Raw genomic sequence first — 24,179 nt, 5'->3', positions numbered from 1 at the left:
GCCCACGTGTCGTCAGTGGGTATCTACGAAGAGTGAATCGTTATCACGTTGTGTAGTGGGCGACACCGTCCTGCTCCGAACGGGTTGCGATGCGCCGCTCGACGAGAACGTCCAGGTGCGCGGCGGTCTCCAGCACGGCGAGCATCGCGTTGAACGGGTCCAGATCGGCAAGTGTTCGTTCCCTACGGGTCCACGGCAGAGCCGCCGCCACCTGCGCCGCCGTGGTGCGCCCTTCGTAGAGCGCGGCCAGCGTGGCGTCGAGCCGCTTGCCGTGGTGCGCGAGCAGCTCGTCCACCCGCTCGTGCACGCGCATGCCGACCGGCCCGTGTGCGGGCAGCAGCGCCGCGTCGGGCCGGGTGAGCAGCAGCTCGAGCGAGTTCAGGAAGTCCGCGAGCGGGCTCGGCGGCGGGACGGCCTCGAAGCCGATCGACGGCGTGATCCGCGGCAGCACGTGGTCGCCGGAGAACAGCAGCCCTGCGGTCTCGTCGGCGAAGACGACGTGCCCGCGGGTGTGCCCGGGGGTCGACACCGCTTCGAGCCCGCGCTCGCCCACCGTGAACACCGCACCGTCGTCGATCCATCGGTCGGGTGACTCCCATTCCGACGGGTCGGCCTGTTCCTTCGGTTGGCTGTCGAGCGCGCGCAGCAGCTCGTCGGCGCCCGCACGGACCAGCCGCGGGCGCTGCCCCATCGGCTTGCGGTCGGGGTCGGTGATCGCGCGCAGCGCGGGTTGCTCGCCGCGGCCCAGCGCCACCGGGGTGCCGAACTCCTTCCGCAGCGTCACGGCCTGTGTGTAGTGGTCGCGGTGCGCGTGCGTCACGAGGAACTGCCGGACGTCGCCGAACCCCGCGCCGAGCGCCGCCAGCGCCCGTCCGAGCAGGTCCCCCGACTGCTGGAGGGCCCACCCGGCATCGATCAGGGTGAAGCCGGTGCCGTCGGCCACCGCGTAGACGTTCACCGCGCGCAGCCCGTCGTTCGGCAGCGGCAGCGGGATCCGGTGCACGCCCGGCGCGCAGCGGTGCACGCCGGGTGCGGTCCAGTCCCCTTCGGGGTTGTCGTCCTGCAACTCCACCGTCGTCACGCGGTACCTCCTGGCGCGACTCGATGGGGCGCGGGTTCGCTCCGTCGCGCCGCGCCGTCACCCTACGCCGCGGTAGCGGGAGGCAACGGTGTGTGCGTCATGGGTCACGTGGGGCCGATGGTTCATCCGTCGGTGCCCGTCGATTACCCCGGAGGGTGACGGCAGCTCCACTAAGGTCCACCGAGACGCAAAGCAACCGCCCCATCGGGGCGACGGGAAGGACACGCACGATGGCTGCAGATATCCCGCGCGTCCCCGAGGTGATCGAGGCGCCCTTTCTGACGGTCGGCGAGGTCGCCGACCGGATGCGGGTATCCAAGATGACGGTGTACCGCCTCGTCCACAGCGGCGAGCTGCCCGCGGTCAGGTTCGGCCGCACCTTCCGCGTGCAACGCGGCGCGGTGGAGGAGCTGATCAGGGCCGCCAGGTACGAAGCCGGATAGCCTCCACGGGTGGGGACCATCGGGAACGAGGAACGCCGCGCGCGGGTCGCCACGGCGCGGATGCGGCTCGCGCACGCGGGCCCTGGCTGGACCCGCCCGCACGAGGGCGACTTCCCGCGTGTCACGGTGCCCCTGCTCGACTGCGACCTGGTACGCGACATCCTGGTGGCGGAAGGCGTTTCCCGGGTCGTCGAGATCGGGCTCGCCTATGGCAGCTCCGCGCTGGCGATCGGCGAAGCCCTCGTCACGGTCGGCGGCGAGTCGCCGACGCACCTGATCATCGATCCGTTCCAGGCCACCGAGTACGGCGGTGTCGGCTGGCGGCAGCTGCAGGACGCCGGTCTCGACACGATCGCGACGCTGGTCGAGCAGCCGTCGTCGGCCGCACTACCGGGGCTGGTCGCCGACGGGTTCACGACGGACGCCGCGTTCGTCGACGGCAGCCACCGGTTCCACGAGGTGTTCCTCGACCTCTACTACCTCCGCAAGATCGTCGTGCCTGGTGGGCTGGTGCTGCTCGACGACCACTGGTGGCCGTCGGTCAGGTCGGCCGCTCGCTACTACGTCACCAACATGGGCTGGGAGATCCTGCCCGACGCCTTCCTCGACGGCACGCTCGACGACGCCACCGGACGCCCCCGCGCCGTCGCTCTGCGGCTGCCCGATCCCGCCTTCGAGCCGAGGTTCGAGGACTTCCGCCCGTTCTGACGGGGCCGATGCGCCTGCCCCGGGCCGCAGACCAGGCGCGATCGCGACCGTCACGGCGATCGACGCGGCCGCCATCACCGCGATGCCCGTCGCCGGCGAGGTCAGCTGCGCCACCGAGCCCGCAACCGTTGCTCCGACGCCCTGCATGGCCAGCATGCCGGACGTGTGCAGGCCCAGCGCGTGGCCGGTGAGCTCGGTGGGCGTCAACGCCATCAGACGCTCCTGCAGGAGCAGGCTCGCGCCGTAGCCCACGCACGCCACGGCCGCCGCGACGGCGGCGACGCCGAGCTCCGGGCGGAACACGAAGATCAGGTGCGGGGCGGCGAGCAGCAGGAGCATCGGCACTGCCAGCCGGGCGCGCCACCGGGCGGGCAGGAACCGTCCGACGGCGGTGTCGCCGAGCAGCATCCCGAACGCCGCGCTCGCGAACAGCACCCCGGCGTGCTGCGGCGCGTACGAGACGTAGAGCGATTCGCAGCCGACGACCAGGCCGTTCGGCACCCACAACCCCAGGTAGACGAACCGGCGGGGCGGCGCCGACCAGAGCTGCGCGTTGCCGCGCCACGTCTGCGCGACCGACGGCCGGCCGCCGGCTCGGGGTGGGCGTCGGCTGAGCCCGAACACCGCGACGAGCGCGGCGACGCAGTGCAGCGCGGCGCCGGCGAGCAGCGCACCACCCGGCGAGACCAGCGCGAGCAGCAGCCCACCGAGCGCGTACCCGCTGATCTGCATGACACCGACGGACATGTTCAACATCGCCCGCCCGAGCAGGTAGCCCTGCGGCGGGAGGATCTCGTTGAGCAGCCCGTAGCGCACGCCGCCGCCCAGCGACGTGACCGTCCCGACGCCGAGCAGCACCGCGAACGTCGCCGCGACGGACAGGCCGGGCACCGCCTGCACCGCCGTCGAGATGCCCATCACCAGCGACAACCCCACCAGCGCGGCACGTGGCGGGAGCCGGTCGGCAGCCGAGAGCAGCGTGCTCGCCCCGAGCAGCTGCGCCAGCGACGGCCCGAACATTCCCAACGCGGCCAGCAGCGGCGAGCCCGTCTCGGTGAAGAGCAACGTGCCGAGCGCGAGGCCGCTCACGGTCTGCGCCGCGACGTGCGCGGCGGAGGCGGCGAAGAGCGGACCGAACTCGGGTATGCGGAAGAGCTCGCGGAAGGTGACCACGCCGGGAGTCTCGGACGGCGGTCGTGAGGGCAGTTACAGTTTCGCAGGGAGGCGAAACCATGGGCTGGTGGCGGATCAGCGCCGACACGCTGGCACAGGCCAGGTTCGTGCTCTCACCGCTGGCGGAGACGATCGCGAGCGTGCAGTCGCTGGTGCACACGACGGCCGCCCACCCCGGTGAGCAGGCGTGGCTCGACGCGCACCTGCCCGCCTACCGGCAACGCACGCGCGACGAGCCGATCGGGGCGTTGATCATGCAGGCCGGGCTGCGGCTCTCGTGGAACGCCGACTTCCTGACCCCCACCCCCACCGCGGACCGCGAGCACACCTTCGACGAGGAGGTGGCCGTCGTCCGGCGAACCCCGCCGGACGCCGCTCGTGCCGATCTCGAAGTCGCGTTGAACGGGCCGCTCCCGGCCGAGCTGCGGCGCTCCGACCTGCCCGAACACGCTGCCGAGCTGTACCGCTGGGTATGGGAGGAGACCGTGCTCCCCTACTGGCCGGCCCGCAGGCGCACTCTGGAGGCCGACGTCGTCGCGCGCACGTCGCAGCTCGCGACGAAGGGGTGGGCCGGCACCATCGTCGACCTCCGCCCGCAGGCGCGGTGGCTCGGCGAGGGCCGGCTGCAGATCAACGCCTACGAGTACCCGCCGCGCGACGTCGACGGGTCGACGCTGGTGTTCGTGCCGGTCACGCTGCGACGACGCTGGGTCACGTGGACCGGCACCGACCGCTACGCGATCATCTACCCCTGCTCGGGCGCGCTCGTCGAGCCCGGCAACGCGGCGGTGCCGGCCGCGCTCGGCGCGCTGCTCGGGCCGGCCCGGGCCGCCGTGCTCGTGCTGGTCGAGACGCCCAAGAGCACCACCCAGCTGGTCGCGCTGACCGGGCAGGCGCTCGGCTCCGTCGGGCGCCACCTCAAGATCCTCCTGGACGCCGGGTTGGTGCGACGCCGCAGGTCAGGACGCTCGGTGCTCTACTACCGGGCCGCGCCGGGCGACGCGGTCGTCGCCGCAGCGGCGTCCGGCGCGGGCGGCGCCTGGCCGATCTCCACCCCCGGCTCCACCCGCGGGAGGTCCCGCTCCACCCGGTCCCGTCCATAACGTCCTCCGCATGGAACACGTCATCGAGTTCATGCTCCTCCGCTACGCCATCATCGCTGCCGTCGTCGTCGCAGTGATCATCATCGGCGCCGCCGTGCTCATGTGGCTGCGTCGCGCCGGCCGCATCGACGACGCCCGCCGCATGGCCGGCCCGATCGCGCAGGGGCTCAGCAAGCGCGACGGGATGGCCGGCATGGTCGGCCGCGGCATGACGCACTACTTCGAGGAACCCGAAAGGCGGGAACACCGCTGACGGCGCTGCCCACCAGACTGCTGCCCACCAGACGGCGGCCCACCAGGCAGGATGGCTCCGTGACCACTGCACGGAACAGCGTCTGGCGACGCGTGTGGTCCGTCTTCAGCGCGGGCGACCCGGAGACGGGTTGGCTGGGCAGGCTGGTCGGCACCGGCGTCATCACCGGGTTGCTGATCACCACGCACGTGTCGCCGGGCGCCTGGTGGGTCTGGGTGTGCCTGGGCTGCGCGTTCGCGGGTTGGCTGTTCTACGTCATCGCCGACCCGCGGGTCCGGGTGCTGCCACTGGTCGGGCTCGCGGTGGCGGCGCTGGCCGGCGCCGTCACGCTGGCCGCCGACGGCGACACGACCGGCATCGTGATCTCCTACCTCTGCCTCACGATGTTCGCGACGCACCGGGCAGTGCGTCCGCTCGCCTCGACCGCCCTCGCGGTGGTCATCGCCGCCGCACTGATCGTGATCTGGCCGTGGACGGGGCGCAGCCTCGAAGCGTTGCTGCTGCTCATCGGGCTGCTCGCGTTCATCGTGCTCTCGTGCCTGTACCGCCGCCAGTACCACCAGCGGGCCGCCGAGACGGCCGAGCTGCTGCAGCAGACCCGCCTCGCGCAGGCCGAGCAGGCCCGCGCGGCCGCGCTGGACGAGCGCGCCCGGATCGCCCGGGAGCTGCACGACGTGCTCGCGCACTCGCTCGGCGCGCTCGGCGTCCAGCTGGAGGTGGCGGAGGCGATGCTGGAGGAGTCCGATCTCGACGGCGGGCTCGCGCGGGTCCGGCGGGCCCGCCGGCTCGCCGCCGAAGGGCTCGGTGAGGCCCGGTCCGCCGTGGCCGCGCTGCGCAGCGACCCGATGCCGCTCCCGGAAGCGCTCTCGACGCTCGCCACCGCGCACGGCCGCGACCACCACGCCGCTGTGCCCGACATCGAGGTGCGCGGCGCGAGCCGGCCGGTGCCGGCTGCGGTTGCGGTCTCGCTCGCCGGAGCAGCCCGCGAAGCGCTCACCAACGCCGCCCGGCACGCGCCCGGCGCCCCGGTGCGGATCGTGCTGGAGTACGAGCCGGAACGCGTCCGGCTCGCCGTCCGCAACGGCGCACCCGCGCGGGAGCCCGAGCCGCGCTCGGAGCCGTCCGGCAACGGGTTGACGGGCATGCGCGAACGGCTGGCGCTGGTCGGTGGTCAGCTCTCGGCCGGCGCCGATGGCGACGGCTGGCACGTCGTCGCGGAGGTGCCCGAATGACCGACCCCGTGCGCGTGCTCGTCGTCGACGACCAGCTGATCGTCCGGGAAGGGCTGGTCGCGCTGCTGAACCTGGCCGAGGGCATCGACGTCGTCGGCGACGCGGCCGACGGGCAGCAGGCGCTCGACCTGCTCGCCACCACCACGTGCGACGTCGTGCTGATGGACCTGCGGATGCCCGGCCTCGACGGCGTCGCCGCCACCGAGCGGATCACCCGCGACCATCCCGACATCGCGGTGCTGGTGCTCACCACCTACGCCGACGACACGTCCATCAGCTCCGCGCTGGCCGCGGGCGCCCGTGGCTACCTCACCAAGGACGCCGGGCGCGCCGAGATCGCCGCCGCGATCCGGTCGGCGGCCGCCGGGCAGTCCACGTTCGACGCCGCCGTCACGCAACGGCTGGTCGCCGCATTGGTCGACGCCCCGGCCGGGCGCGTCGCCGCCCCCGACCGCGACGGGCTGACCGCCCGCGAGCGCGAGGTGCTCGGGCTCATCGCCGACGGCCTCTCCAACGGCGAGATCGCCGAGCGCCTGTTCATCGGCCAGACGACGGTCAAGACCCACATCAACAACGCGTTCGCGAAGATCGGAGCGGCGAGCCGGGCCGACGCGGTGCGCTACGCGATCCACGCCGGCCTCCACGGCTGACACCCGACAACCGTCGACAACGACGTTCTGGCTGTTTTGAAACGTTCCAAACAGCCAAAACGTCGTTGTCGTCGCCCTCGGTCAGTAGCAGGAGCAGTCGGTGTGGATGATCTGGCACTCGCAGTTGCGGAACATGCGGATGTGTTTGAAGTCGCCGCGCAGGCAGATGACCTGCGAGCAGAAGAAGTCACCGCACTGCGCGCACCCCTCGGCCGCGGCCTCGGTGTTGGGCACCAGCACCGACAGCATCCGATCCGCGAGCCGTGACGCGATCCCGATCATGAGTTCCTCCCCCGTTGGATCCCTGGTGAATCGATACGGACGCTAACAACGCGGCCTGTCGTTGATCTCGACCTCCGCTTACAAGATCACTAGTCCAGCGTGGGCGCGCCGTCCGCGGCCCGGTAGGCGATCGGGCCCAGCGAGAGCTCCGCCAGCTGGGCATCGATCTGCGCCCGGTCGCCGACCACGATCACCTTCAACTCCTCGGGCCGCAGGTGCGCTTGCGCGACCGCCTGCACGTCCGCGATGGAGATGTCCGCGTACGCGGCCGGAACGCCTTCGTAGAAGTCCGGCGGCAGGTCGTACAGGTAGAGGTCGGCGATGGAGCTCGCACTGGAACCGACCGTGGCGAACCGCGTCGGCTCGGTGAGGCTCAGCGAGTCCTTGGCGTACTGCAGCTCGGCGGCGGTGATCGGCGCATCGCGGATCGCTCTCACCTCGGCCAACATCTCCTTGATCGACGGGCCGGTGGCCGCGGTCTGCACGCTGCTCGTCAGGGTGATCAGCCCGACCGAACGGCCGACCCCCACGCTCGACGAGGCACCGTAGGCGTAGCCGTTGCGTTCGCGCAGGTTCAGGTTCAACCGGCCGCTGAACCCGCCACCGAGCACGGCGTTCATGACCTGCAGCTTCGCCAGATCGGGATCGGCGTACGCCACGCCGGGCTGCGCGAGCACCACCGAGGACTGCGGCGATCCGGGCTTGTCCACCACGAACACCCGCTCCGGCGACGGGACGGGCGGGCCGATGTCGCGCGGCTCGGTGCCGTCGCCCTTCCAGCTGCCGTAGTGCTTCTCGGCGAGGGCGCGGGCCTGGTCCTCCGTCAGGTCACCGGACAGGATCAGCGCGCTGTTGCTCGGGGTGAACGCCGCCCGGTGGTGGCGCAGCAGGTCCTCCCTGCCGATGGTCGGCAAGGACCGCTTGACGTCGGCGATCGACCTGCCGAACGGGTGCTGCCCCCCGTAGAGCTCGCCGGCCGCAAGCCCGCTCGCCACGGTCGACGGATCGTCACCGGCCTGGTCGAGCGCGACGGCCGACCGTTCCTTGATCCGATCTAGCTCCGCCTGCGGGAACGTCGGCTCGCGGACGACGTCGGCCATGACGGCCATCGCCTCGTCCATCCGGGAGGTCAGCGCGGAGACCTGCACCGCGCTGCTCTCGGCACCCGCCGACGCCGAGAGCGCGGCCCCGATCGCCTCCGTCTCGCGGGCGATCGTGAAGGCGTCGCGGCTCGTGGTGCCCTCGTCCAGCATGTCGGTCGAGATCGACGCGAGGCCCGGCTTGTCGAGGGGATCCGTCGCGTAGCCCCACCGGGACACCAGCCTCGCGACGGTGAGCGGCAGGTGGTGGGCTTCCAGCAGGTAGACCGGCATGCCGTTGGCCAGTTCGAAGCGCTTTGCGCTGGGCAGTTCCAGCGGCGGGACCGGGCCGAGCTCGGGGACCGCGTTGCGCCACTCCTGCGCCGACGGCACCTTCGCGGCGGCGACGTCGGGGGTCGCCGGCGCCGGTGGGTCGGGCGGCAGCACCTTCTCGCCCGGCACGGTGTGCACGACCACACGCCTGTCGCGCGGCAGCTGCTCCACGACGAAGCGCTTGACGGCCTCGGGATCGACCTCGGCGTACCGCTGCAGGTCGCGACTGAGGTAGCCGGGATCGCCGGTGTGGTGGTTGTACCTGTTGAGCGTGTCGGCCACGGCGCCGGCGCTCTCCAACGCGAAGACCTCGCCGGCACGGAAGCCGGTCTCGATCGCATCCAGCTCCGCGGCAGTCGGCCCGTCCGTCGCGAGCGTGTCGAGCTCGCGCTGGATCGCCGCCTCGAGCTCCTCGACGGTGTGGCCGGGTGCGGGGATCGCCGAGATCGAGAACACCGACCCGTGGCTGAGCGACTGCTGGGAGGCCGAGACGCTCTGCGCGATGCGGGTGCGCCGCACAAGCAGCTCGTCGAGCCTGCTGCTCCGGCTCCCGGAGAGCACGCCCGCCGTCATGTCCGCCTCGGCGTCCCCGGCGGTGAAGACCGACGGTGTCACCCACGCCATCTGGAGGAGCGGCAGCTCGACGTCGTCGGTGATCGTCAGCCGCTGCTCCGAGGTGAGCCGCGGCGCGTCCACCTGCGGCTTCGGCACATCGGCCCCGCGGGGGATGCTGCCGAAGTACTTCTCGACCATCGCCTTGGTCGCTGCGACGTCGATCTCCCCGACGATGGCGAGGCTCGCGTTGTTGGGCACGTAGTACTGCTGGAAGAAGCTGCGGACGTCGTCGAGCCGAGCCGCCTGGATGTCCTCGTGCGAGCCGATGATGTTCGCGTGGTACGGGTGGCCGACGGGGAAGAGGGCCTGGTAGAGCGCCTCCCCCGACAGCCCGTACGGCACGGCCTCGGTGTTCTGCCTGCGCTCGTTGCGCACGACGCTCTGCTGGTTGGCCAGCTGCGCCTGGTCCAGGCTGTCGAGCAGGAACCCCATCCGGTCGCTCTCCAGCCAGAGCGCCCGTTCCAGCGCGTTCGACGGCACCGTCTCGTAGTAGTTCGTCCGGTCGAAACCGGTGGTTGCGTTGACGTCCGAAGCGCCGAGCGCCTCCAGCGTCGGGAAGTAGACGTCGTGCTCGGTGTGCCCGGAGCCCTGGAACATCATGTGCTCGAACAGGTGGGCGAAGCCGGTCCGCCCGGCGACCTCGTTGGCGGGCCCGACGTGGTACCACAGGTTGACCGCCGCAACCGGCACCCTGTCGTCCTTGCGGAGGATCACCTCGAGCCCGTTGCCCAGCGTGTACTTCTCGAAGCTCAGGTCGGTGCCCTGCCCCTGGGCCGGCATTCCGCCGTCCGGCGCCGCCGAGCAGGCGGCGACGGTCGCGACTGCGAGCGCCAGCAGCACACCGACCAGCGATCGGCCCTTCCGCCTGCGGGTGTCGCGCGTGATCCGATCGTCCAGCATGGCCGCCCCCTCGCCTGCGCACACCGGCCCAGGCCGGTGGCTCGCGCCCCGCACGAGGGGCGTCGCCAGACGATCCCTGCCGGTCAGCAGGCGCGGCTATGCCGTAACAGTCAGGTTCACCTTCCCTTTTCGCTCGACAAAGGTGTCGACGCTGCGGGACGGCTCAGCTGCCGTCGGCCCAGAACTGCTGGAGCCTGCTGATCGCCTCGTCCTTCGTCATCGCCGCCACCTGCGACTCGTCGAGGCCGACCCGCGAGATCAGCATGTGGACGAGCGCGGCCGGCATCGCTCCGTCCGGCACGCTCGGGATGCCGCGATCGGGCTTCACACCGTCGCGTGCGCAGGCCCAGAACTGCGTGTCGTCGACCTCGAGTTGATCGCGGAGGATGTGCTTCCACAGCGCGGGCCCGTAGTCGGTGCGGTCGACCGGGTGCGAGATGCGGGTGCGCAGGATCCTGCCGTCGACGAGGTCGAGCTCGTAGGTGACGTGGTGCGTGCCGCTCCGACCCCGGGCATCACGCACCAGGCTCCAGCTCTCGACATGGCAGAACACCTGGTGGTCCTTTCGCGTCGGCTGGGGCCGCTTCACCGCGGGGACCCGACCAGCCACTCGCGTAACCGGTTGTCGTCGCTGAGGCTGATCAGCTGGACCAGCCCCCAGTTCTCACGGTGGTTCGGGGCGTTCAGCAGCCGCTGCTGCCAGTCGTCCGCGTACTCCCGCAGCGCAACGACCATCTCGCCGATCGCCTCGTCGAATGATGCGCCGTCGGCGGCGACCGGCAGGCCAGGGATGAAGACCGACCAGCCCCCCGCCTCGGGGACGACCTGCGCGTTCGAGGGCACGATCGACGCCAGGAAGTGGCGCAACCGCTCGACCTCGACGACGGCGGTTGTCATCGAATCGCGCCGGACCGTCGCGACCCGCCCGCTCTCCGCGGCGTCGAGCAGGTCCTTCAGGTGGGCACGCGCTTCCGTGTAACTGTCGTAGTGAACAGCGGCCAATGCAGCCTCCAAAGTCGCTCACCACCAGCGTGACGACGAACGCCAGGTACGTCAAGTACGTGACGTACCTGGCCGCGAAACGCACGAGGGCGGTGCCACGGGTCGTGGCACCGCCCTCGGGAGCGTCGGCGTCAGCTGCAGCCGCTGGTCGACCCGCAACCCTCGCAGAGGTAGCAGGACCCGGCCGGACGCATCTTCGTGCCGCACGTCATGCAGAGCGGCGCGTCGGCGGCCTTGCCCATCCGCAGCTCCAGCAGCTCGGTGGAGCTGCCGACCTCGACCGGTGCCGGAGCGGTGCCCGACGGGGCAGCCGGGAGGGCCTCGACCCCACCGCGCAACCCCTCAACGTCGACCTCGCCGTAGCTCTCCGCGACCTGCACCGTCCGCTCGTCGGCCGAGAAGATGCCCAGCTGGGCGCGCTTCTCGTACGGGAGGTGGTCGAGCGCGAGTCGCCGGAACAGGTAGTCGAGCACGCTCGTGGCGATGCGGATGTCCGGGTCGTCGGTCATGCCGGCCGGCTCGAAGCGCAGGTTGGAGAACTTCGAGACGTAGAACTCCAGCGGGATCCCGTACTGCAGGCCCACGGAGATCGACATGGAGAACGCGTCCATCACGCCGGAGAGCGTCGAACCCTGCTTGCCGAGCTTGACGAAGATCTCGCCGAGCCCGTCGTCGGGGTACGACCCGGCCGTCAGGTAGCCCTCGGCGCCGCCGACGGTGAACGAGATCGTCTCGCTCGGGCGCTTCTTCGGCAGCCGCTTGCGCACCGGCCGGGCCTCGACCACGGTCGTCACCTGCTGCTGCTCACCGCCGCCCGACGCCTTCGCCGACTTGCCCGCCGAGAGCGGCTGCCCGACCTTGCAGTTGTCGCGGTAGATCGCCAGCGCCTTCAGGCCGAGCTTCCAGCCCTCGAGGTAGATCTTCTCGACCTCCTCGACGGTGGCGCTCTCCGGCATGTTGACCGTCTTCGAGATCGCGCCGGAGAGGAACGGCTGCACCGCGGCCATCATCCGCACGTGGCCCATGGGGGCGATCGACCGCTCCCCCATCGCGCAGTCGAACACCTCGTAGTGCTCCTGGCGCAGCCCCGGCGCGTCGACGACGTGCCCGTGCTCACCCACGTACTCGACGATCGCCTCGACCTGCTCCGGCTGGTAGCCGAGGCGGGCCAGCGCACGCGGCACCGTCTGGTTGACGATCTGCATCGAGCCGCCGCCGACCAGCTTCTTGAACTTCACCAGCGCCAGGTCGGGCTCGATGCCGGTGGTGTCGCAGTCCATCATCAGGCCGATGGTGTTGTGGCTGACGAAGCCACCCGCGACGTAGGTGACGTTCTCCGGCACCGAGAGGTCGTAGGTGGGCTGCACGCCGCCGTCGACGTTCTCGGCGACAGTCTCGAACAGGTAGCCCAGCGCGTTCCCGAGCCGCTCGTCGGGCTGCTCCGCGTAGATCGTCTGCGCGATCATGCGGGAGACGTTGCCGGACTTGCGCAGCGCGCCCATCACGGCCGACCGGCGAGGGTGGCCGACGGGGACCAGCTCGTTCCAGACCGAGCGCGGGAGGTGGATCCGGTCGCGGTTGCCGCTCTGGGTGGGCTCCAGCTCCGGCAGCAGGCGGTTCTTCCGATCGCCGATGAAGCCGACGATCTCGTCGTAGCGCATGGCGTGGTCGAGGTTGCGCAGCCGGACCTGGTGGACCGCCCCGCCCCAGCCGTTTACCGTCGCACGGGTCGTCGTCGCCATGCCGAGCGTCAGCAGGATCGTGCGGATCTCCTTGGCGAACGCCTCCGAGCCGGTCGACAGCGTCGGGACACCGTCCAGCACGGAGCCGTCGGCCTCGAAGAGACCGCGGACGAAGCCACCGTAGACCTCCGGGTCGTTCGACTCCAGCAGCGCGGAAGGCACGAGCGGTGACACGACACCGTTGTCGAGCGCGCGACGGGTGAAGCCGGCGGCCTGCCACCAGCGGGCCAGCCGGACCGAGGCGAAGACGACCTCGTGGTGCCCCGCACCGGCGGTGACCGCGGCCTCCAGCCCGAACAGCTCCTTGCCCAGGATCCGCAGCCGCTCGACGACGTCGAGATCGGCCTCGGCGACGCGGAAGCGCAGCCCACCGGCCTGCAGGCTGCCATCGCCCATGAAGTAGCCGACCAGCTCGGCGAGCTCGCCGTCGACGACGTCGGGCACGACGACCCGCCGGTCGTCGGTGTAGTAGGCCTCGTCGAGCACGGGCAGCGGCACCCGTCGCGGCTGGCCGACGAACGTGCCGAGCTGCATCGGGACGATGTCGCCCGCGGCCACGTCGGCCATGCGACGCCAGACCCACTCGCCGCTCGCGGTGTCGATCACCTTGATCCGGTGCGCCAGCGTGCCCTGGATCGTGTAGCCGCCGCTGGTGACGATCCGGCGGGTCGGCTCCTCACCGTTCACGAAGAACTTCGTCGCCGCGCGCGGACCCTCGTCGGTGGCGACCACCAGGTCGAGGTCCTGCCAGCGGTCGCCGTAGACGTCGCCGATCTCGCCGAGGCGGACGAGCCCGCGGTCGGTGGTGACCAGCGTGTCGGCCGTGAGGCAGCCGGTGGGTGCGAGCACGGACGCCTGCGCGTTGCGCCACCCGTTGCGGGCGCCGACCGCGAGGCAGTCCTTCCAGGCGATCGTCGCGAGCTTGTGGATGCTCGTGCTGGCCGGGAACGTGCGCACGTCGTCGTTCGCGGCGGCGTGCTTGCGCATCACGCGCTGGTGCGACTCGGCGTTGCGCGCGTAGCCCTCGTAAGGGCCGACGACACCCGCCAGCTCCGCAGAGCGCTTGTACGCGGCGCCGGTCATCAGCGACGTGAGCGCGGCGGCGAGCGACTGCCCGCCCTCCGAGTCGTACGCGTGACCGGTCGCCATCAGCAGCGCGCCCAGGTTGGCGTAGCCGATGCCGAGCTGGCGGAACTTGCGGGTGGTCTCACCGATCGGCTCGGTCGGGAAGTCTGCGAAGCAGATCGAGATGTCCATCGCGGTGATGACCAGCTCGACCGACTTCTGGAAACGCACGGCGTCGAACGTGCCGTCCTCACCCAGGAACGTGAGCAGGTTCAGCGAGGCGAGGTTGCAGCTGGAGTTGTCCAGGTGCATGTATTCGCTGCAGTTCGCCACCACGACGCCGCCGACGACGTAGGAGTGGTTCCGCGGCTCGGTGAGGTTGTAGGTCGTCTCGAACCCGCGGGACACCCGTGAGACGAGACGCGTGCTCTCCTCGACGGTGTAGAAGCTGCTCCTCGCCAGCACGTCCCGCAGCTTGTCCGCCTTCCGCGGGTGCTCGAACCCGACGCGGGCGGCGAAGCGCTCGATGTGCCGCCCGGTGATCCGCAGGTCGAAGAACGGACCATCGCTGCCGTACTCGGCGATGCTCCCGTCCTTGCGGGCGTAGGTGAAGGAGACCTCCTTGGTCCCCGTCCGGTAGATCACGGCCCGGATCCCCAGGCTCGCCAGCAGCTCCTGGACACCGATCAGGAGCTCCTCGGAGCGACTTCCCAGCCCGACGTACCGCGTGCCCTTCACCTGCTGGTCGACAACACACCCATCGGCGTCGAACAGCGAGCGGAGGAAGGCGACCAGCGACTCCTCGGGGGCTTCCAGGAGCGAACCGGGAACGACCTTCTCCGACGAACGCCCGTCCGACACCCCGAGCATCCGCAGGAAAGCGCCGAAACGGCCGCGCATGGTCCTCAGCTGCTGCGTGCCGTTCGCTTGGACGCTCGGCTTCCCACGCGTCCCCGTGATCCCGGCAACGAGAGCGGTGTGTGCGGGGAGCAGGACGCGCTGCTCCCACTCCCCTGCGTAGACGGTGACCGCGCCGTCCTGCGTCAGGCAACCGTCGCCGACCAGCCAGCCGAGGTAGCCGGCCAACTCGGGCGACCACTTCTCGGGAACCGTGGCGAGCGCTCGGCCACGTGCGGAGTGCCCGGCCTCCACCGCCCGTTCCGGAAGCGCAGCCGAAGCGTGCGGGCGGGGGGCGTATTCGAAGGAGCGGACGACCCGGTCGTCCTCGGTCAGCTCCTCCGCGCGCACCCACTGCCTGTTCGCCGTCCAGACGCGGTGCTTGGGCGTGCACCGCAGCCGCGACCCGTCCCGGAATCGCAGTTCGACGACCTCGTTCGTGCCGGTGACCATGTATTGGGTCGGCCGGGTCGCGTGCACCGCCGAACGGGGATCGGTCTCATTGGTGACGTCGTTGGTGTAGACGGCGAACTCCTCGCCGACCGCTGACCGACCGACGAGGTCGCCGATCGGGATGAGCCCGCTGTCGGTCAGGACCCGCTGGTCGGCCGGGAAGCACGGATTGGACGCGGAAATGCGTCCCGACTCGGGGCAGGTGTGCCAGTCGTTGATGATTCCGTCGTACTGGATACCGGGGTCGGCGCATTCCCACGCGGCCTGCGCAATGGTGCGGAAGAGCTTCTTCGCGCTGATCTTCTCGATGACCTCGCCGGTCATCCGGCCGCGCAGCCCGAACTCACCGTCGGCCTCGACGGCGCGCATGAACTCGTCGGTGACACGCACCGAGTTGTTCGCGTTCTGGTACTGCACGGACGTGATGTCGGAGCCGCCGAGGTCCATGTCGAAGCCCGCGTCGCGCAGGACGCGGATCTTCGCCTCCTCCTTGGCCTTGGTCTCGACGAACTCCTCGATGTCGGGGTGGTCGACGTCGAGCACGACCATCTTCGCCGCGCGGCGCGTCGCCCCGCCGGACTTGATCGTGCCGGCGCTCGCGTCGGCGCCGCGCATGAACGACACCGGGCCCGACGCCGTGCCGCCGGAGGAGAGCAGCTCCTTCGAGGAGCGGATTCGGGAGAGGTTGAGCCCGGCCCCCGAGCCGCCCTTGAAGATCAGCCCTTCCTCGCGATACCAATTAAGAATAGACTCCATCGTGTCGTCTACGGCAAGAATGAAACACGCCGAGACTTGCTGAGGGGAGTTCGTGCCGACGTTGAACCAAACCGGCGAATTGAAGCTGAACACCTGGTGCAGCAGCATCCAGGTGAGCTCGTGGGCGAAGACCTCGGCGTCCTCGTCGGTCGCGAAGTAGCCGTTCTCGACACCGGAGCGGTGGTACACGCCGACCACGCGGTCGATCAGCTGGCGCAGGCTCGACTCGCGCTTCGGGGAGCCCACAGCGCCGCGGAAGTACTTGCTGGTGACGATGTTGGTGGCGTTGAGCGACCAGAACTCGGGGAACTCGACCCCCCGCTGTTCGAAGTTGACGGTGCCGTCGCGCCAGTTCGTCATGACGACGTCGCGGCGCTCCCACGCGACCTCGTCGTAAGGGTGGACGCCGGGGGTGGTGTAGATCCGCCCGACGGTGAGGCCCGCCTGCTTGTTCTTGGCTGCGGGCTTCTTCCCTCGTCCCGACGTGGCTCCGACGGTCTCGGTCATGCTTTCCTCTCCTCCGGTGCAGACGGGCTGGGGTCGCCGACACCGTGGCTATGGCTGCGCTACTGGCTGCGTTGCGGGGGCGGACGGCCTGATCCGGGGCGTCAGACCGGTGAGGTGGGGCTCTTCAGGGGGAACCGGGCCCGGCGGAAGACCCGGGCTCCTGCGACTCGTCGACGCCGCGCAGGTCGGCGATCTCCTTCTCGAAGTCCTCGATGGAGGAGAAGGATCTGTAAACGCTCGCGAAGCGCAGGTACGCCACCTCGTCGAGCTCACGGAGGGGGCCGAGAATGGCGAGGCCGACCTCGTGACTGGGGATCTCCGCGGTGCCGCCCGCGCGCACGGTCTCCTCGACGCGGTGCGCGAGCTGTTGCAACGCGTCCTCGTCGACCGGGCGGCCTTGACAGGCCCTCCGGACGCCGCGAACGACCTTCTCGCGGCTGAACGGCTCGGTGACCCCGCTGCGCTTGAGCACCGCGAGCACGGCCTCCTCGACCGTGGTGAAGCGGCGGCCGCACGCGACGCAGGATCGTCTGCGGCGTGTGGCCTGGCCGTCGTCGACCTCGCGGGAGTCGATCACGCGGCAGTCGGAGTGGCGGCAGAAGGGACAGCGCATCGACCTCGCACTCCCTTCCCGCATAGCGACGGTTCCGCGCTCGGAACCCCACTCGTTGACGAACAACACCAGTGTAAACACAACATGTAGGGGCAGGGGAAGCAGGAGGCCCCCATCCGTGCCGGCGTGTCCTCCGAACGGGCCGACCGGACGCGCAGCGTCAGCCGCGGGGCAGCCGCAACACCTGGCCGGGCTGCAGCTGCACCGTGGTGAGGGAGTTCTCGGTGACGATCTGCTCGACGATCGCGCTCAGCTCCGCGCCGTCGGCGAGCGGGGCCGCGCCGGGCGCGACGTCCCACACGGTGGTCTCGCTCGTCACCGTGACCGACAGCTGCTCGCCCTCGCCCCTCCACTGCACGGCGGCATCCGCGACGAGCCCGAGCGCGACGACCACCGCGACGCTGGCGACGAACACCGCGATCCCGGCGAGCACGCGACGGACGCGCATACGAGCGGCCGTTGCGATCGGGCGGGGCGCGGACCTCCGCAGCGCGAGCCGCACCCCGGCCGGGCGCCGCCCCGGGACGGCAACCGCCCACAATGGAGCGCGCAGCGTGAACGGGCGACGCGCCGCCACTGGGCCGTTCGAGTGAAAATTGGCAGCGTCGCGCCTCGCGTCAGCTCGCTCGCGCGCCGGCTCGACGTCCGCCGCCGCCGGCCTGCTCGACTCCTCAAGAGGAGCCTCGCGCACGATGCTCAGCCGGACCGACTGGCACGACTGGCGCTCCAGCGGCGCACCACGCAAGGCGGCCGGCGCGATCTCCGGCCGCGCGGGCCACGGGCCGCGCTCGCGGCGGCGCGGCTGCGCCCGGCCGGGACGCACAGCGCCCCGACCAGCGGCGGGCCGACCGAGGCCGGCTCTGGTGACGGTCGAGTGCGCCTGCTCGGGCCCGGATTCCGAGCGCGCCTCGGCGGGCGTCGAACCCGCCGGAGCCACTCCCGGCCGCACTCCATCGAGCGCCTCGCGGGCCTCCATGTGCTTGTGCATCTCGCCGCCTCCGCTTCTGCCAACCCGTCCCTGCGACTCAAACAGACGTTCGAGCGAACGCATGGGGGATGTCTACCACTCGGCACCGACAGAATCGAGAAAAGTAGGGCGTGTCCTTCGAACATGTGTTTGGCGGATGCGCAAGATCGGGCTACCGTCTTCGCAACGGCGGTCCCCCGCACTCCACCTGATCGGGTGAGCAGCTCCGAAGGAATGCGGGGTCACCGCGCTCGAGCGGCATTTCCGAGGAGGAGCAACGACATGGCACGGGACGAGCCCGGCGGCCCACGGCGGAGCGCAGGTGCGACCGCGGAGGTCAGCACGTTTCCCGACCCGCCGGGCGTCACGGGTGCACTGACCCCGCGCCAGCGCAAGGTGCTCGAGGTGATCCGCGATTGGGTCGAGCGCTTCGGCTACCCGCCCAGCGTGCGGGAGATCGGCGACGCGGTCGGGCTCACGTCCACCTCGTCGGTGCACCACCAGCTGCGCACGCTGGAGCGCAAGGGCTACCTGCGTCGCGACCCCAACCGCACTCGCGCCGTCGACGTGCGCGGCCCGGACGAGCCCGGCGAGAACACCCGGGTCGTCGCGGCGGAGGACGCCGGCGACACCGGCGACCTGCACCCCACGCCGGCGTTCGTGCCGCTGCTCGGCAACATCGCGGCCGGTGGTCCGATCCTCGCCGAGCAGGCGGTGGAGAGCGTGTTCCCGCTGCCGCGCGAGATCGTCGGTGAGGGCGAGCTGTTCCTCCTGAACGTCCGAGGCGATTCGATGGTCGAGGCGGCCATCACCGACGGCGACTGGGTCGTCGTCCGCCAGCAGCCGGTCGCGGAGAACGGCGAGATCGTCGCCGCCATGATCGACGGCGAGGCCACCGTCAAGACGTTCAAGCGGCAGGGCAAGCACGTGTGGCTGATGCCGGCCAACCCCGCGTACGACCCGATCGACGGCGACGAGGCGACGGTCCTCGGCCGCGTCGTGGCGGTCCTTCGGCGCCTCTGAACGTCGGCCGCGGCTACCGGCGGCGGCCGCGCAGCGTCATCGCCAGCATGAGCACCACCAGCGCCAGGACCGCGACCCCGCCGCCGACGGCGGCGGGGAGCCAGGTCGGCGCCGGCTCCGGTTCGGGGGTCGGGGTGCCGCTGGCGGGGACGACGGACGCGCCGACCGGCACGAGCGCCGCCGCTCCTGGCACGACCCTGAGCTCCCCCGGCACGCCGCCGCGGGTCTCGGACCCCGAGATGAGGGTGCCGTCCTCGTCGAACGTGATCGCCTCGCCCTGGGGCTCCCCCGGTAGGGGCACCCGGATCGGCTCGCCGCGGAGCGCGGCGACGACGTCGCCGTCGACCACGGGGAAGAGCCAGGCGTCGGTGTAGGTCCGCAGGGCGACCAGGCGGCCGTCGGGGGTGGCGGCGGCGCCCGTCACCAGCCGCGAGCCGATACCGCCGAGCGGGCCGCCCTCCGTGTCGGACGCCGGCAGGCTCACCGTGCCGACCTTCGTCAGCGGGATCGGGCCGGCCCCCTCCGGCGCCGTGTCCGTCCGGTAGATCCCGGCCTGGTTCCCGATCTCCTTGGTGATCAGGAGGGGACGCTGCTCCGCGTCGACGAGCAGCGCCTCGGCGTCGTGCGGACCGTCGGGGTAGGTCAGCCGGTGCAGCACACCCTTGCCGCGTTTCGGCAGCACGACGACGGCGACCGAATCACGGGTCCGGTCGTTGTCGCCGGTGTCGGCGACCCACAACGCGCCGTCGCGCCCGCGGGCGAGGTCCTCGGCGTCGAACGGGTCGATGTCGGCACGGCGGGTCTCGGTCACCGCGCAGGTCGTGTGATCGAGGCGGTGCACTTCGACCCGCCGCCCGCCGTCCGTCATCGCCCACAGCCCGCTGCCGTCGGCGACGAGGCCGGACAGCTCGGCGAGCCGCGGATCGTCCACCGTGCACAGCGGCTGCGGCGCCGCAACGGTCACCGCGGGGACGGTCACCGCCACGGCAGCCAGTCCGGCGACGAACAGGCGGATCAGCGTGCCGCGCCGTTCACGCTCTTCGGCGCGGACAGGTCGGGCGCGGGTCGGGCAGGTGGCAGCGCCACCTGATACGGCAGGACGGCGGTGGCGAGCTCGCCGCCGACCCGCGCGTGCAGGCGCGTGCCCGACGGCGTGTGCTCCTCCTCGAGCACCTCACCCTCCGCGTGGACGCGCGCGACGAGCGAGCCCTCCGCGTAAGGCACGAGCAGCTCGATGTCGAGCTCCGGACGCGGCAGCAGCTCGGCGATCCGGCTGCGCAGCCGTTCGATGCCGTCGCCGCGGTGCGCCGAGACGAACACGGCCTCCGGCAGCAGGTGCCGAAGCCTCGCCAGCTGCAGGTCGCCCGCCGCGTCGGTCTTGTTGACGACCAGCAGCTCCTGCGGCATCTTCCCGTGGCGCTGCTCGCCGATCTCGACCAGCACCTGCCGGACCGCCTTTATCTGGTCCTCCGGCAGCGCGTCGGACGCGTCGACGACGTGCACGAGCAGGTCGGCCTCCGCGGTCTCCTCCAGCGTCGACCGGAACGCCTCGACGAGCTGGTGCGGCAGATGGCGGACGAACCCGACGGTGTCGGTGAGGGTGAAGGTGCGCCCGTCGGTGGTCGACGTGCGCCGCGTGGTGGGGTCGAGCGTCGCGAACAGCGCGTCCTCGACCAGCACGCCCGCGCCGGTGAGCTGGTTGAGCAGGCTGGACTTGCCCGCGTTGGTGTAGCCGACGATCGCGACGGACGGCACCTCGTTGCGGCGGCGCGCCCCGCGCTGGGTCTCGCGGACCTGGCGCATGCCGGAGAGCTCGCGGCGCAGCTTGGCCATGCGGTTGCGGATGCGACGGCGGTCGAGCTCGATCTTCGTCTCACCGGGACCGCGACCACCGATGCCGACGCCGCCCGCGGCGCGGCCACCGACCTGGCGCGACAGCGCCTCACCCCACCCGCGCAGGCGCGGGAGCAGGTACGACAGCTGGGCGAGCTCGACCTGCGCCTTGCCGTCCTTCGAGCGGGCGTGCTGGGCGAAGATGTCGAGGATCAGCGCGGTGCGGTCGATGACCTTCACCTTGAGCTTGGCCTCCAGCTGACGCAGCTGGCCGGGCGAGAGCTCGCCGTCGCAGATCACGGTGTCGGCCTCGGCCGCGACGACGGCGTCATACAGCTCGTCGACCTTGCCGGAGCCGATGTACGTGGCGGGGTCGGGGCGCGAGCGGCGCTGGATCAGCGCGTCGAGCACGGCGGAGCCCGCCGTCTCGGCGAGCCGCGCCAGCTCGGTCATCGACGCGCGCGCCTGCTCGGACGTGCCCTCGGTCCAGACCCCGACGAGCACGACGCGCTCGAGGCGCAGCTGCCGGTACTCGACCTCGGTGACGTCGGTGAGCTCGGTGGAAAGTCCCGTAACACGGCGGAGCGAGGTGCGTTCCTCGAGCTCGAGGTCGCCGGTGGACGGATTCGGAGTGGACAGGGCGGGTTCAGTCATCGTGTCAGTCATGCTCCCACGACAACGCCCGGTGTGTCGGCTTTGTTTCACGCACCGAAGTGGGACCCGATCCGGCGGATGGTCTCGTGCAGTGACGAGCCCTCCCCGATGACGTGATCCCCCTCGACCGCAAGCAGCGCGGTGAACTCGTCGCGCAGCGGTCGCGTGGCGTGGCGCACCGTCTCGGCGAAGGAGACGAGACCCGATGGCGTGCCCGCCGATTTTGTCGTGCCCCCACATCACGATCCGGCGGAAGTGTCCTGCTGCGCCAGCGCGCACGGCCGCCCGCGCTCGGCCCGGACGGCGCCGGCGACGGTCGACTTCCCCGAGCCGGAGTTCCAGCGGATGATGATCAGGTTGGTCGTCGGGCTCCCGGTCGGGACGAGATCGGACACTGTGCCGGCTGACCGCCGCAGGACGGCCTTACGCCTTCCCGATCTCCGACGTGACCTCGCCGTGGGCGACGAGCACGGCCGGGCCCTGGAGCGTCGAGGTGCCGTGGCCGATGGTCACGCGCACGGTGCCGCCCAGGATGTGCACGACGACCTCGCCGGTCTCGCGGCCCGCGTGCTGCAGCGCGGCGGCGGCCGCCGCGACCGTGCCGGTGCCGCAGGAACGGGTCTCGCCGACACCGCGCTCGTGCACCCGCATGCGGACCTCGCCGCCGGCGAGCGGCGAGACGAACTCGACGTTCACCCCTTCGGGGAACAGCTGGGAATCGTGCAGGGGCGCGCGGGTGAGGTCGAGCGCGGCGAGCGGGGCGTCGGTGACGCACGCGAGGTGCGGGTTGCCGACGTCGACGGCGACACCGCCGAACTCCTGGCCCGCGACGCTCGCCTTGCTGCTCTCCCCGAGCCGCGCAGGGCCCATGTCGACGGCCACGTCGCCGTGCTCGCGGTCGCCGCCCACGAACCGGACCGTGCGCACGCCGGCCCGGGTGCCGATGGGGAACTCCGTGCCGGGCTGCAGGCCGGTGGTGGCGAGGTACCGGGCGAAGACGCGCACGCCGTTGCCGCACATCTCGGCGATGCTGCCGTCGGCGTTGCGGTAGTCCATGAACCAGGTGACCGACGGATCCGGGGCCGGACCGTCGCCGAGCGCCACCCACCGCACCACCCGCAGCACGCCATCGCCGCCGATGCCGCGGCGGCGGTCGCACAGCTCCGCGACCAGCGCAGGCGTCAGGTCGAGCGCACCATCCGGGTCGGGCAGCAGCACGAAGTCGTTCTCGGTGCCGTGCCCCTTGCTGAACCGCACCTCACGAGCGTACGCGGAGCCGCTCCAGCGTCTGCTGCACCAGGTCGGGCGCGGCGCCGTCGAGCCAGTGCACCCGCTTGTCGCGGCGGAACCACGAGCGTTGCCGCCGCACGAACCGACGGGTCGCGACGACGGTCTCCTCGGCCGCGGTCATCATGTCGCCGCCGCCGTCCAGAGCGGCCGTGACCTGCTGATATCCCAACGCCCGAGCGGCCGTGAGGCCCTCCCGGAGCCCTTTGGTGAGCAGCTCACGGGTCTCGTCGACGAGCCCGGCCGCGAACATCAGCGCCACCCTGCGCGCGACGCGTGCGTCGAGCTCCGCGGTGTCGCGGTCGACACCGAGCAGCACGGCGTCGTAGCGCGGGTCGCGGCCGGCCGGCAGCTGGGCGGGGAACGGACGGCCGGTCAGCGCGATCACCTCCAGCGCCCGCACGATCCGCCGCCCGTTGCTGGGCAGCACGACCTCGGCGGCGGCCGGGTCGACGGCGGCGAGGCGCTCGTGCAGCGCGGCCGATCCGTTCGCCTCCAGCTCGGCCTCGAGACCTGCGCGCAGCTCGGGATCGGTGCCGGGGAACTCCAGCTCGTCCACGACCGCCTGCACGTACAGGCCGGAGCCGCCGACCAGCACCGGTGTCGTACCGCGGGCGCGCAGCTCCTCGATGACGCCGCGGGCGGCGCGCTGGTACGCCGCGACCGTCGCCGTGGCGCTCACGTCGAGCACGTCGAGGAGGTGGTGCGGCACACCCGCGCGCTCCGCGGCCGTGAGCTTGGCGGTGCCGACGTCGAGGCCGCGGTAGAGCTGCATGGCGTCGGCGTTGACGACCTCGCCACCCAGTTCGGCCGCCAGTGCGACGCCCAGGCCGGACTTCCCGGTGGCCGTCGGCCCGAGTACGACGACGAGCGGAGGGGTCCCGCTGCGTAGTTGGGCCACACCGAACCGTATCGGGTGATGCCTGCTCAGGTGGGGGGCGGCTCGGCGACCAGGAGCCACCGCTGGCGTTGGTGCTCCATCGTGGGCGTTCCGATCCGCAGGGGGAGCTGCTTGAATCGGGACACGGCCCCCACGGGGAAACCGGCTGATCAGCAGGATCGGCCGTGGCCGTAGTGCACGGCCCCGCCCTCGGGCGGGGCGCCCGCCGCGCGCGGTGGGCCGGGTCGTAAGGAGGACGACGGTGGCGGAGCAACAGGCGGAGGCCCAGCAGGCGCAGGCCCAGGGGACGGCGGGCGAAGAGGTGGCCGCTCCTGTCGAAGGGACGCAGGCCGCCGGCAAGGAGCGGGCGCCCAGCCCCGCCGACCTCGCCGGACGGGCCGCCACACCGCCCGACCCCGTCGAACACCGATCGGCTGAAGTGGACGAGGCGCCGGTGGACGTTCTAACAGTGGACGAGCCGGCCCTCGTCGAGCCGGCAGCCGTTGAGCAGTCAGCCGTTGAGCAGTCAGCCGACGTGGTCGAAACGCCGGCAACCGAGGCCGTCGAGGAGCCTGCGCCGGAGAGCGCCGAGGACTCGAACCCGGCGACCGTCGAGGACACTGCGCCAGAGGTCGTCGAGGACACAGC

General features: G+C 71.5%; 20 protein-coding genes and 3 pseudogenes. 7 read left to right on the top strand and 16 right to left on the bottom strand.

The window, feature by feature from the left end:
* Window positions 1-43 precede the first annotated feature (43 nt).
* Window positions 44-1,072 (bottom strand): MBL fold metallo-hydrolase, encoded by a 1,029-nt coding sequence (locus tag LL648_RS12090; protein WP_232662717.1) that lies wholly within the window; start codon window positions 1,070-1,072, stop codon window positions 44-46.
* A 239-nt stretch (window positions 1,073-1,311) separates the two neighbouring features.
* On the opposite strand from LL648_RS12090, the gene LL648_RS12085 reads away from it, so the two are divergent.
* The 6 genes from LL648_RS12085 to LL648_RS12060 all read left to right on the top strand — a co-directional run bounded on the left by LL648_RS12085 (window position 1,312) and on the right by LL648_RS12060 (window position 6,643).
* Window positions 1,312-1,524: a helix-turn-helix domain-containing protein gene (locus tag LL648_RS12085; RefSeq protein WP_232662596.1), complete on the top strand. Its 213-nt coding sequence runs from the start codon at window positions 1,312-1,314 to the stop codon at window positions 1,522-1,524.
* A gap of 9 nt (window positions 1,525-1,533) precedes the next feature.
* Entirely contained in the window at window positions 1,534-2,232 is a 699-nt protein-coding gene (locus tag LL648_RS12080; protein ID WP_232662595.1) for a class I SAM-dependent methyltransferase, read from the top strand.
* A 1,232-nt stretch (window positions 2,233-3,464) separates the two neighbouring features.
* Window positions 3,465-4,508, top strand: a complete 1,044-nt coding sequence (locus tag LL648_RS12075) for an ArsR family transcriptional regulator (protein WP_232662594.1) — start codon at window positions 3,465-3,467, stop codon at window positions 4,506-4,508.
* A 10-nt stretch (window positions 4,509-4,518) separates the two neighbouring features.
* Window positions 4,519-4,761, top strand: coding sequence for a hypothetical protein (locus LL648_RS12070; protein WP_232662593.1), 243 nt, complete (start codon window positions 4,519-4,521; stop codon window positions 4,759-4,761).
* 59 nt (window positions 4,762-4,820) lie between these two features.
* Window positions 4,821-5,993 carry a sensor histidine kinase gene (locus LL648_RS12065; RefSeq protein WP_232662592.1) on the top strand — a complete coding sequence of 391 codons (1,173 nt, stop codon included), beginning with the start codon at window positions 4,821-4,823 and terminating at the stop codon, window positions 5,991-5,993.
* Window positions 5,990-6,643: a response regulator transcription factor gene (locus LL648_RS12060; RefSeq protein ID WP_232662591.1), complete on the top strand. Its 654-nt coding sequence runs from the start codon at window positions 5,990-5,992 to the stop codon at window positions 6,641-6,643. The genes LL648_RS12065 and LL648_RS12060 overlap by 4 nt, the downstream gene beginning before the upstream one ends.
* An 81-nt stretch (window positions 6,644-6,724) precedes the next feature.
* On the opposite strand, the gene LL648_RS12055 is transcribed toward LL648_RS12060, so the two are convergent.
* The 9 genes and pseudogenes from LL648_RS12055 to LL648_RS12025 all read right to left on the bottom strand — a co-directional run bounded on the left by LL648_RS12055 (window position 6,725) and on the right by LL648_RS12025 (window position 17,875).
* A complete protein-coding gene (locus tag LL648_RS12055) occupies window positions 6,725-6,925 on the bottom strand; it encodes a hypothetical protein (protein ID WP_232662590.1) in 201 nt (66 codons plus the stop codon).
* Window positions 6,926-7,014: 89 nt separating this feature from the next.
* On the bottom strand, window positions 7,015-9,852 hold the full coding sequence (locus tag LL648_RS12050; protein ID WP_232662589.1) for a M16 family metallopeptidase: 2,838 nt from the start codon (window positions 9,850-9,852) through the stop codon (window positions 7,015-7,017).
* A gap of 163 nt (window positions 9,853-10,015) precedes the next feature.
* Window positions 10,016-10,375, bottom strand: coding sequence for a cytotoxic translational repressor of toxin-antitoxin stability system (locus LL648_RS12045; RefSeq protein WP_232662588.1), 360 nt, complete (start codon window positions 10,373-10,375; stop codon window positions 10,016-10,018).
* A 62-nt stretch (window positions 10,376-10,437) separates the two neighbouring features.
* Entirely contained in the window at window positions 10,438-10,854 is a 417-nt protein-coding gene (locus LL648_RS12040; RefSeq protein WP_232662587.1) for a prevent-host-death protein, read from the bottom strand.
* A gap of 131 nt (window positions 10,855-10,985) precedes the next feature.
* A pseudogene (locus tag LL648_RS45725) lies at window positions 10,986-12,149 on the bottom strand (TSCPD domain-containing protein); the annotation flags it as partial.
* Between the two features lie 27 nt (window positions 12,150-12,176).
* Window positions 12,177-12,992: pseudogene (locus LL648_RS45720) on the bottom strand (LAGLIDADG family homing endonuclease); the annotation flags it as partial.
* Between the two features lie 435 nt (window positions 12,993-13,427).
* Window positions 13,428-16,274 (bottom strand): annotated as a pseudogene (locus LL648_RS45715) (LAGLIDADG family homing endonuclease); the annotation flags it as partial.
* Between the two features lie 124 nt (window positions 16,275-16,398).
* Window positions 16,399-16,887: a transcriptional regulator NrdR gene (nrdR, locus tag LL648_RS12030; RefSeq protein WP_232662585.1), complete on the bottom strand. Its 489-nt coding sequence runs from the start codon at window positions 16,885-16,887 to the stop codon at window positions 16,399-16,401.
* 160 nt (window positions 16,888-17,047) lie between these two features.
* On the bottom strand, window positions 17,048-17,875 hold the full coding sequence (locus tag LL648_RS12025; RefSeq protein WP_232662584.1) for a hypothetical protein: 828 nt from the start codon (window positions 17,873-17,875) through the stop codon (window positions 17,048-17,050).
* A 261-nt stretch (window positions 17,876-18,136) separates the two neighbouring features.
* Here LL648_RS12025 and lexA point away from each other — a divergent pair, with 261 nt between their 5' ends.
* On the top strand, window positions 18,137-18,877 hold the full coding sequence (lexA, locus tag LL648_RS12020; protein ID WP_232662583.1) for a transcriptional repressor LexA: 741 nt from the start codon (window positions 18,137-18,139) through the stop codon (window positions 18,875-18,877).
* A 13-nt stretch (window positions 18,878-18,890) separates the two neighbouring features.
* Here lexA and LL648_RS12015 read toward each other — a convergent pair whose 3' ends face one another.
* The 6 genes from LL648_RS12015 to miaA are packed head-to-tail and all read right to left on the bottom strand — an operon-like array spanning window position 18,891 to window position 23,552.
* Window positions 18,891-19,862, bottom strand: a complete 972-nt coding sequence (locus tag LL648_RS12015) for an esterase-like activity of phytase family protein (protein ID WP_232662582.1) — start codon at window positions 19,860-19,862, stop codon at window positions 18,891-18,893.
* Between the two features lie 29 nt (window positions 19,863-19,891).
* On the bottom strand, window positions 19,892-21,376 hold the full coding sequence (gene hflX / locus LL648_RS12010; protein ID WP_232662581.1) for a GTPase HflX: 1,485 nt from the start codon (window positions 21,374-21,376) through the stop codon (window positions 19,892-19,894).
* Between the two features lie 35 nt (window positions 21,377-21,411).
* Window positions 21,412-21,543 (bottom strand): hypothetical protein, encoded by a 132-nt coding sequence (locus LL648_RS43975; protein ID WP_255685189.1) that lies wholly within the window; start codon window positions 21,541-21,543, stop codon window positions 21,412-21,414.
* Between the two features lie 60 nt (window positions 21,544-21,603).
* Complete coding sequence (locus LL648_RS12005) at window positions 21,604-21,759, bottom strand: hypothetical protein (protein ID WP_232662580.1); 156 nt, start codon at window positions 21,757-21,759, stop codon at window positions 21,604-21,606.
* Between the two features lie 28 nt (window positions 21,760-21,787).
* The gene (gene dapF, locus LL648_RS12000) at window positions 21,788-22,621 is read right to left on the bottom strand and encodes a diaminopimelate epimerase (protein ID WP_232662579.1); all 834 of its coding nucleotides are present in this window, start codon (window positions 22,619-22,621) and stop codon (window positions 21,788-21,790) included.
* A gap of 1 nt (window position 22,622) precedes the next feature.
* Window positions 22,623-23,552 carry a tRNA (adenosine(37)-N6)-dimethylallyltransferase MiaA gene (miaA, locus tag LL648_RS11995; RefSeq protein ID WP_232662578.1) on the bottom strand — a complete coding sequence of 310 codons (930 nt, stop codon included), beginning with the start codon at window positions 23,550-23,552 and terminating at the stop codon, window positions 22,623-22,625.
* Window positions 23,553-24,179 lie beyond the last annotated feature (627 nt).

It is taken from the genome of Pseudonocardia sp. TRM90224 (assembly GCF_021245725.1).
Classification (GTDB): Bacteria; Actinomycetota; Actinomycetes; order Mycobacteriales; family Pseudonocardiaceae; genus Pseudonocardia.
This window is presented reverse-complemented; position numbering and strand designations above follow the sequence as displayed.

Coding starts and splice junctions, on each gene's coding strand:
- LL648_RS12085 (WP_232662596.1), top strand. CDS start 1,312: ATGGCTGCAGATATCCCGCGCGTCCCCGAGGTGATCGAGGCGCCCTTT.
- LL648_RS12075 (WP_232662594.1), top strand. CDS start 3,465: ATGGGCTGGTGGCGGATCAGCGCCGACACGCTGGCACAGGCCAGGTTC.
- LL648_RS12070 (WP_232662593.1), top strand. CDS start 4,519: ATGGAACACGTCATCGAGTTCATGCTCCTCCGCTACGCCATCATCGCT.
- LL648_RS12060 (WP_232662591.1), top strand. CDS start 5,990: ATGACCGACCCCGTGCGCGTGCTCGTCGTCGACGACCAGCTGATCGTC.
- LL648_RS12055 (WP_232662590.1), bottom strand. CDS start 6,925: ATGATCGGGATCGCGTCACGGCTCGCGGATCGGATGCTGTCGGTGCTG.
- LL648_RS12050 (WP_232662589.1), bottom strand. CDS start 9,852: ATGCTGGACGATCGGATCACGCGCGACACCCGCAGGCGGAAGGGCCGA.
- nrdR (WP_232662585.1), bottom strand. CDS start 16,887: ATGCGCTGTCCCTTCTGCCGCCACTCCGACTGCCGCGTGATCGACTCC.
- LL648_RS12025 (WP_232662584.1), bottom strand. CDS start 17,875: ATGCACAAGCACATGGAGGCCCGCGAGGCGCTCGATGGAGTGCGGCCG.
- lexA (WP_232662583.1), top strand. CDS start 18,137: ATGGCACGGGACGAGCCCGGCGGCCCACGGCGGAGCGCAGGTGCGACC.
- hflX (WP_232662581.1), bottom strand. CDS start 21,376: ATGACTGACACGATGACTGAACCCGCCCTGTCCACTCCGAATCCGTCC.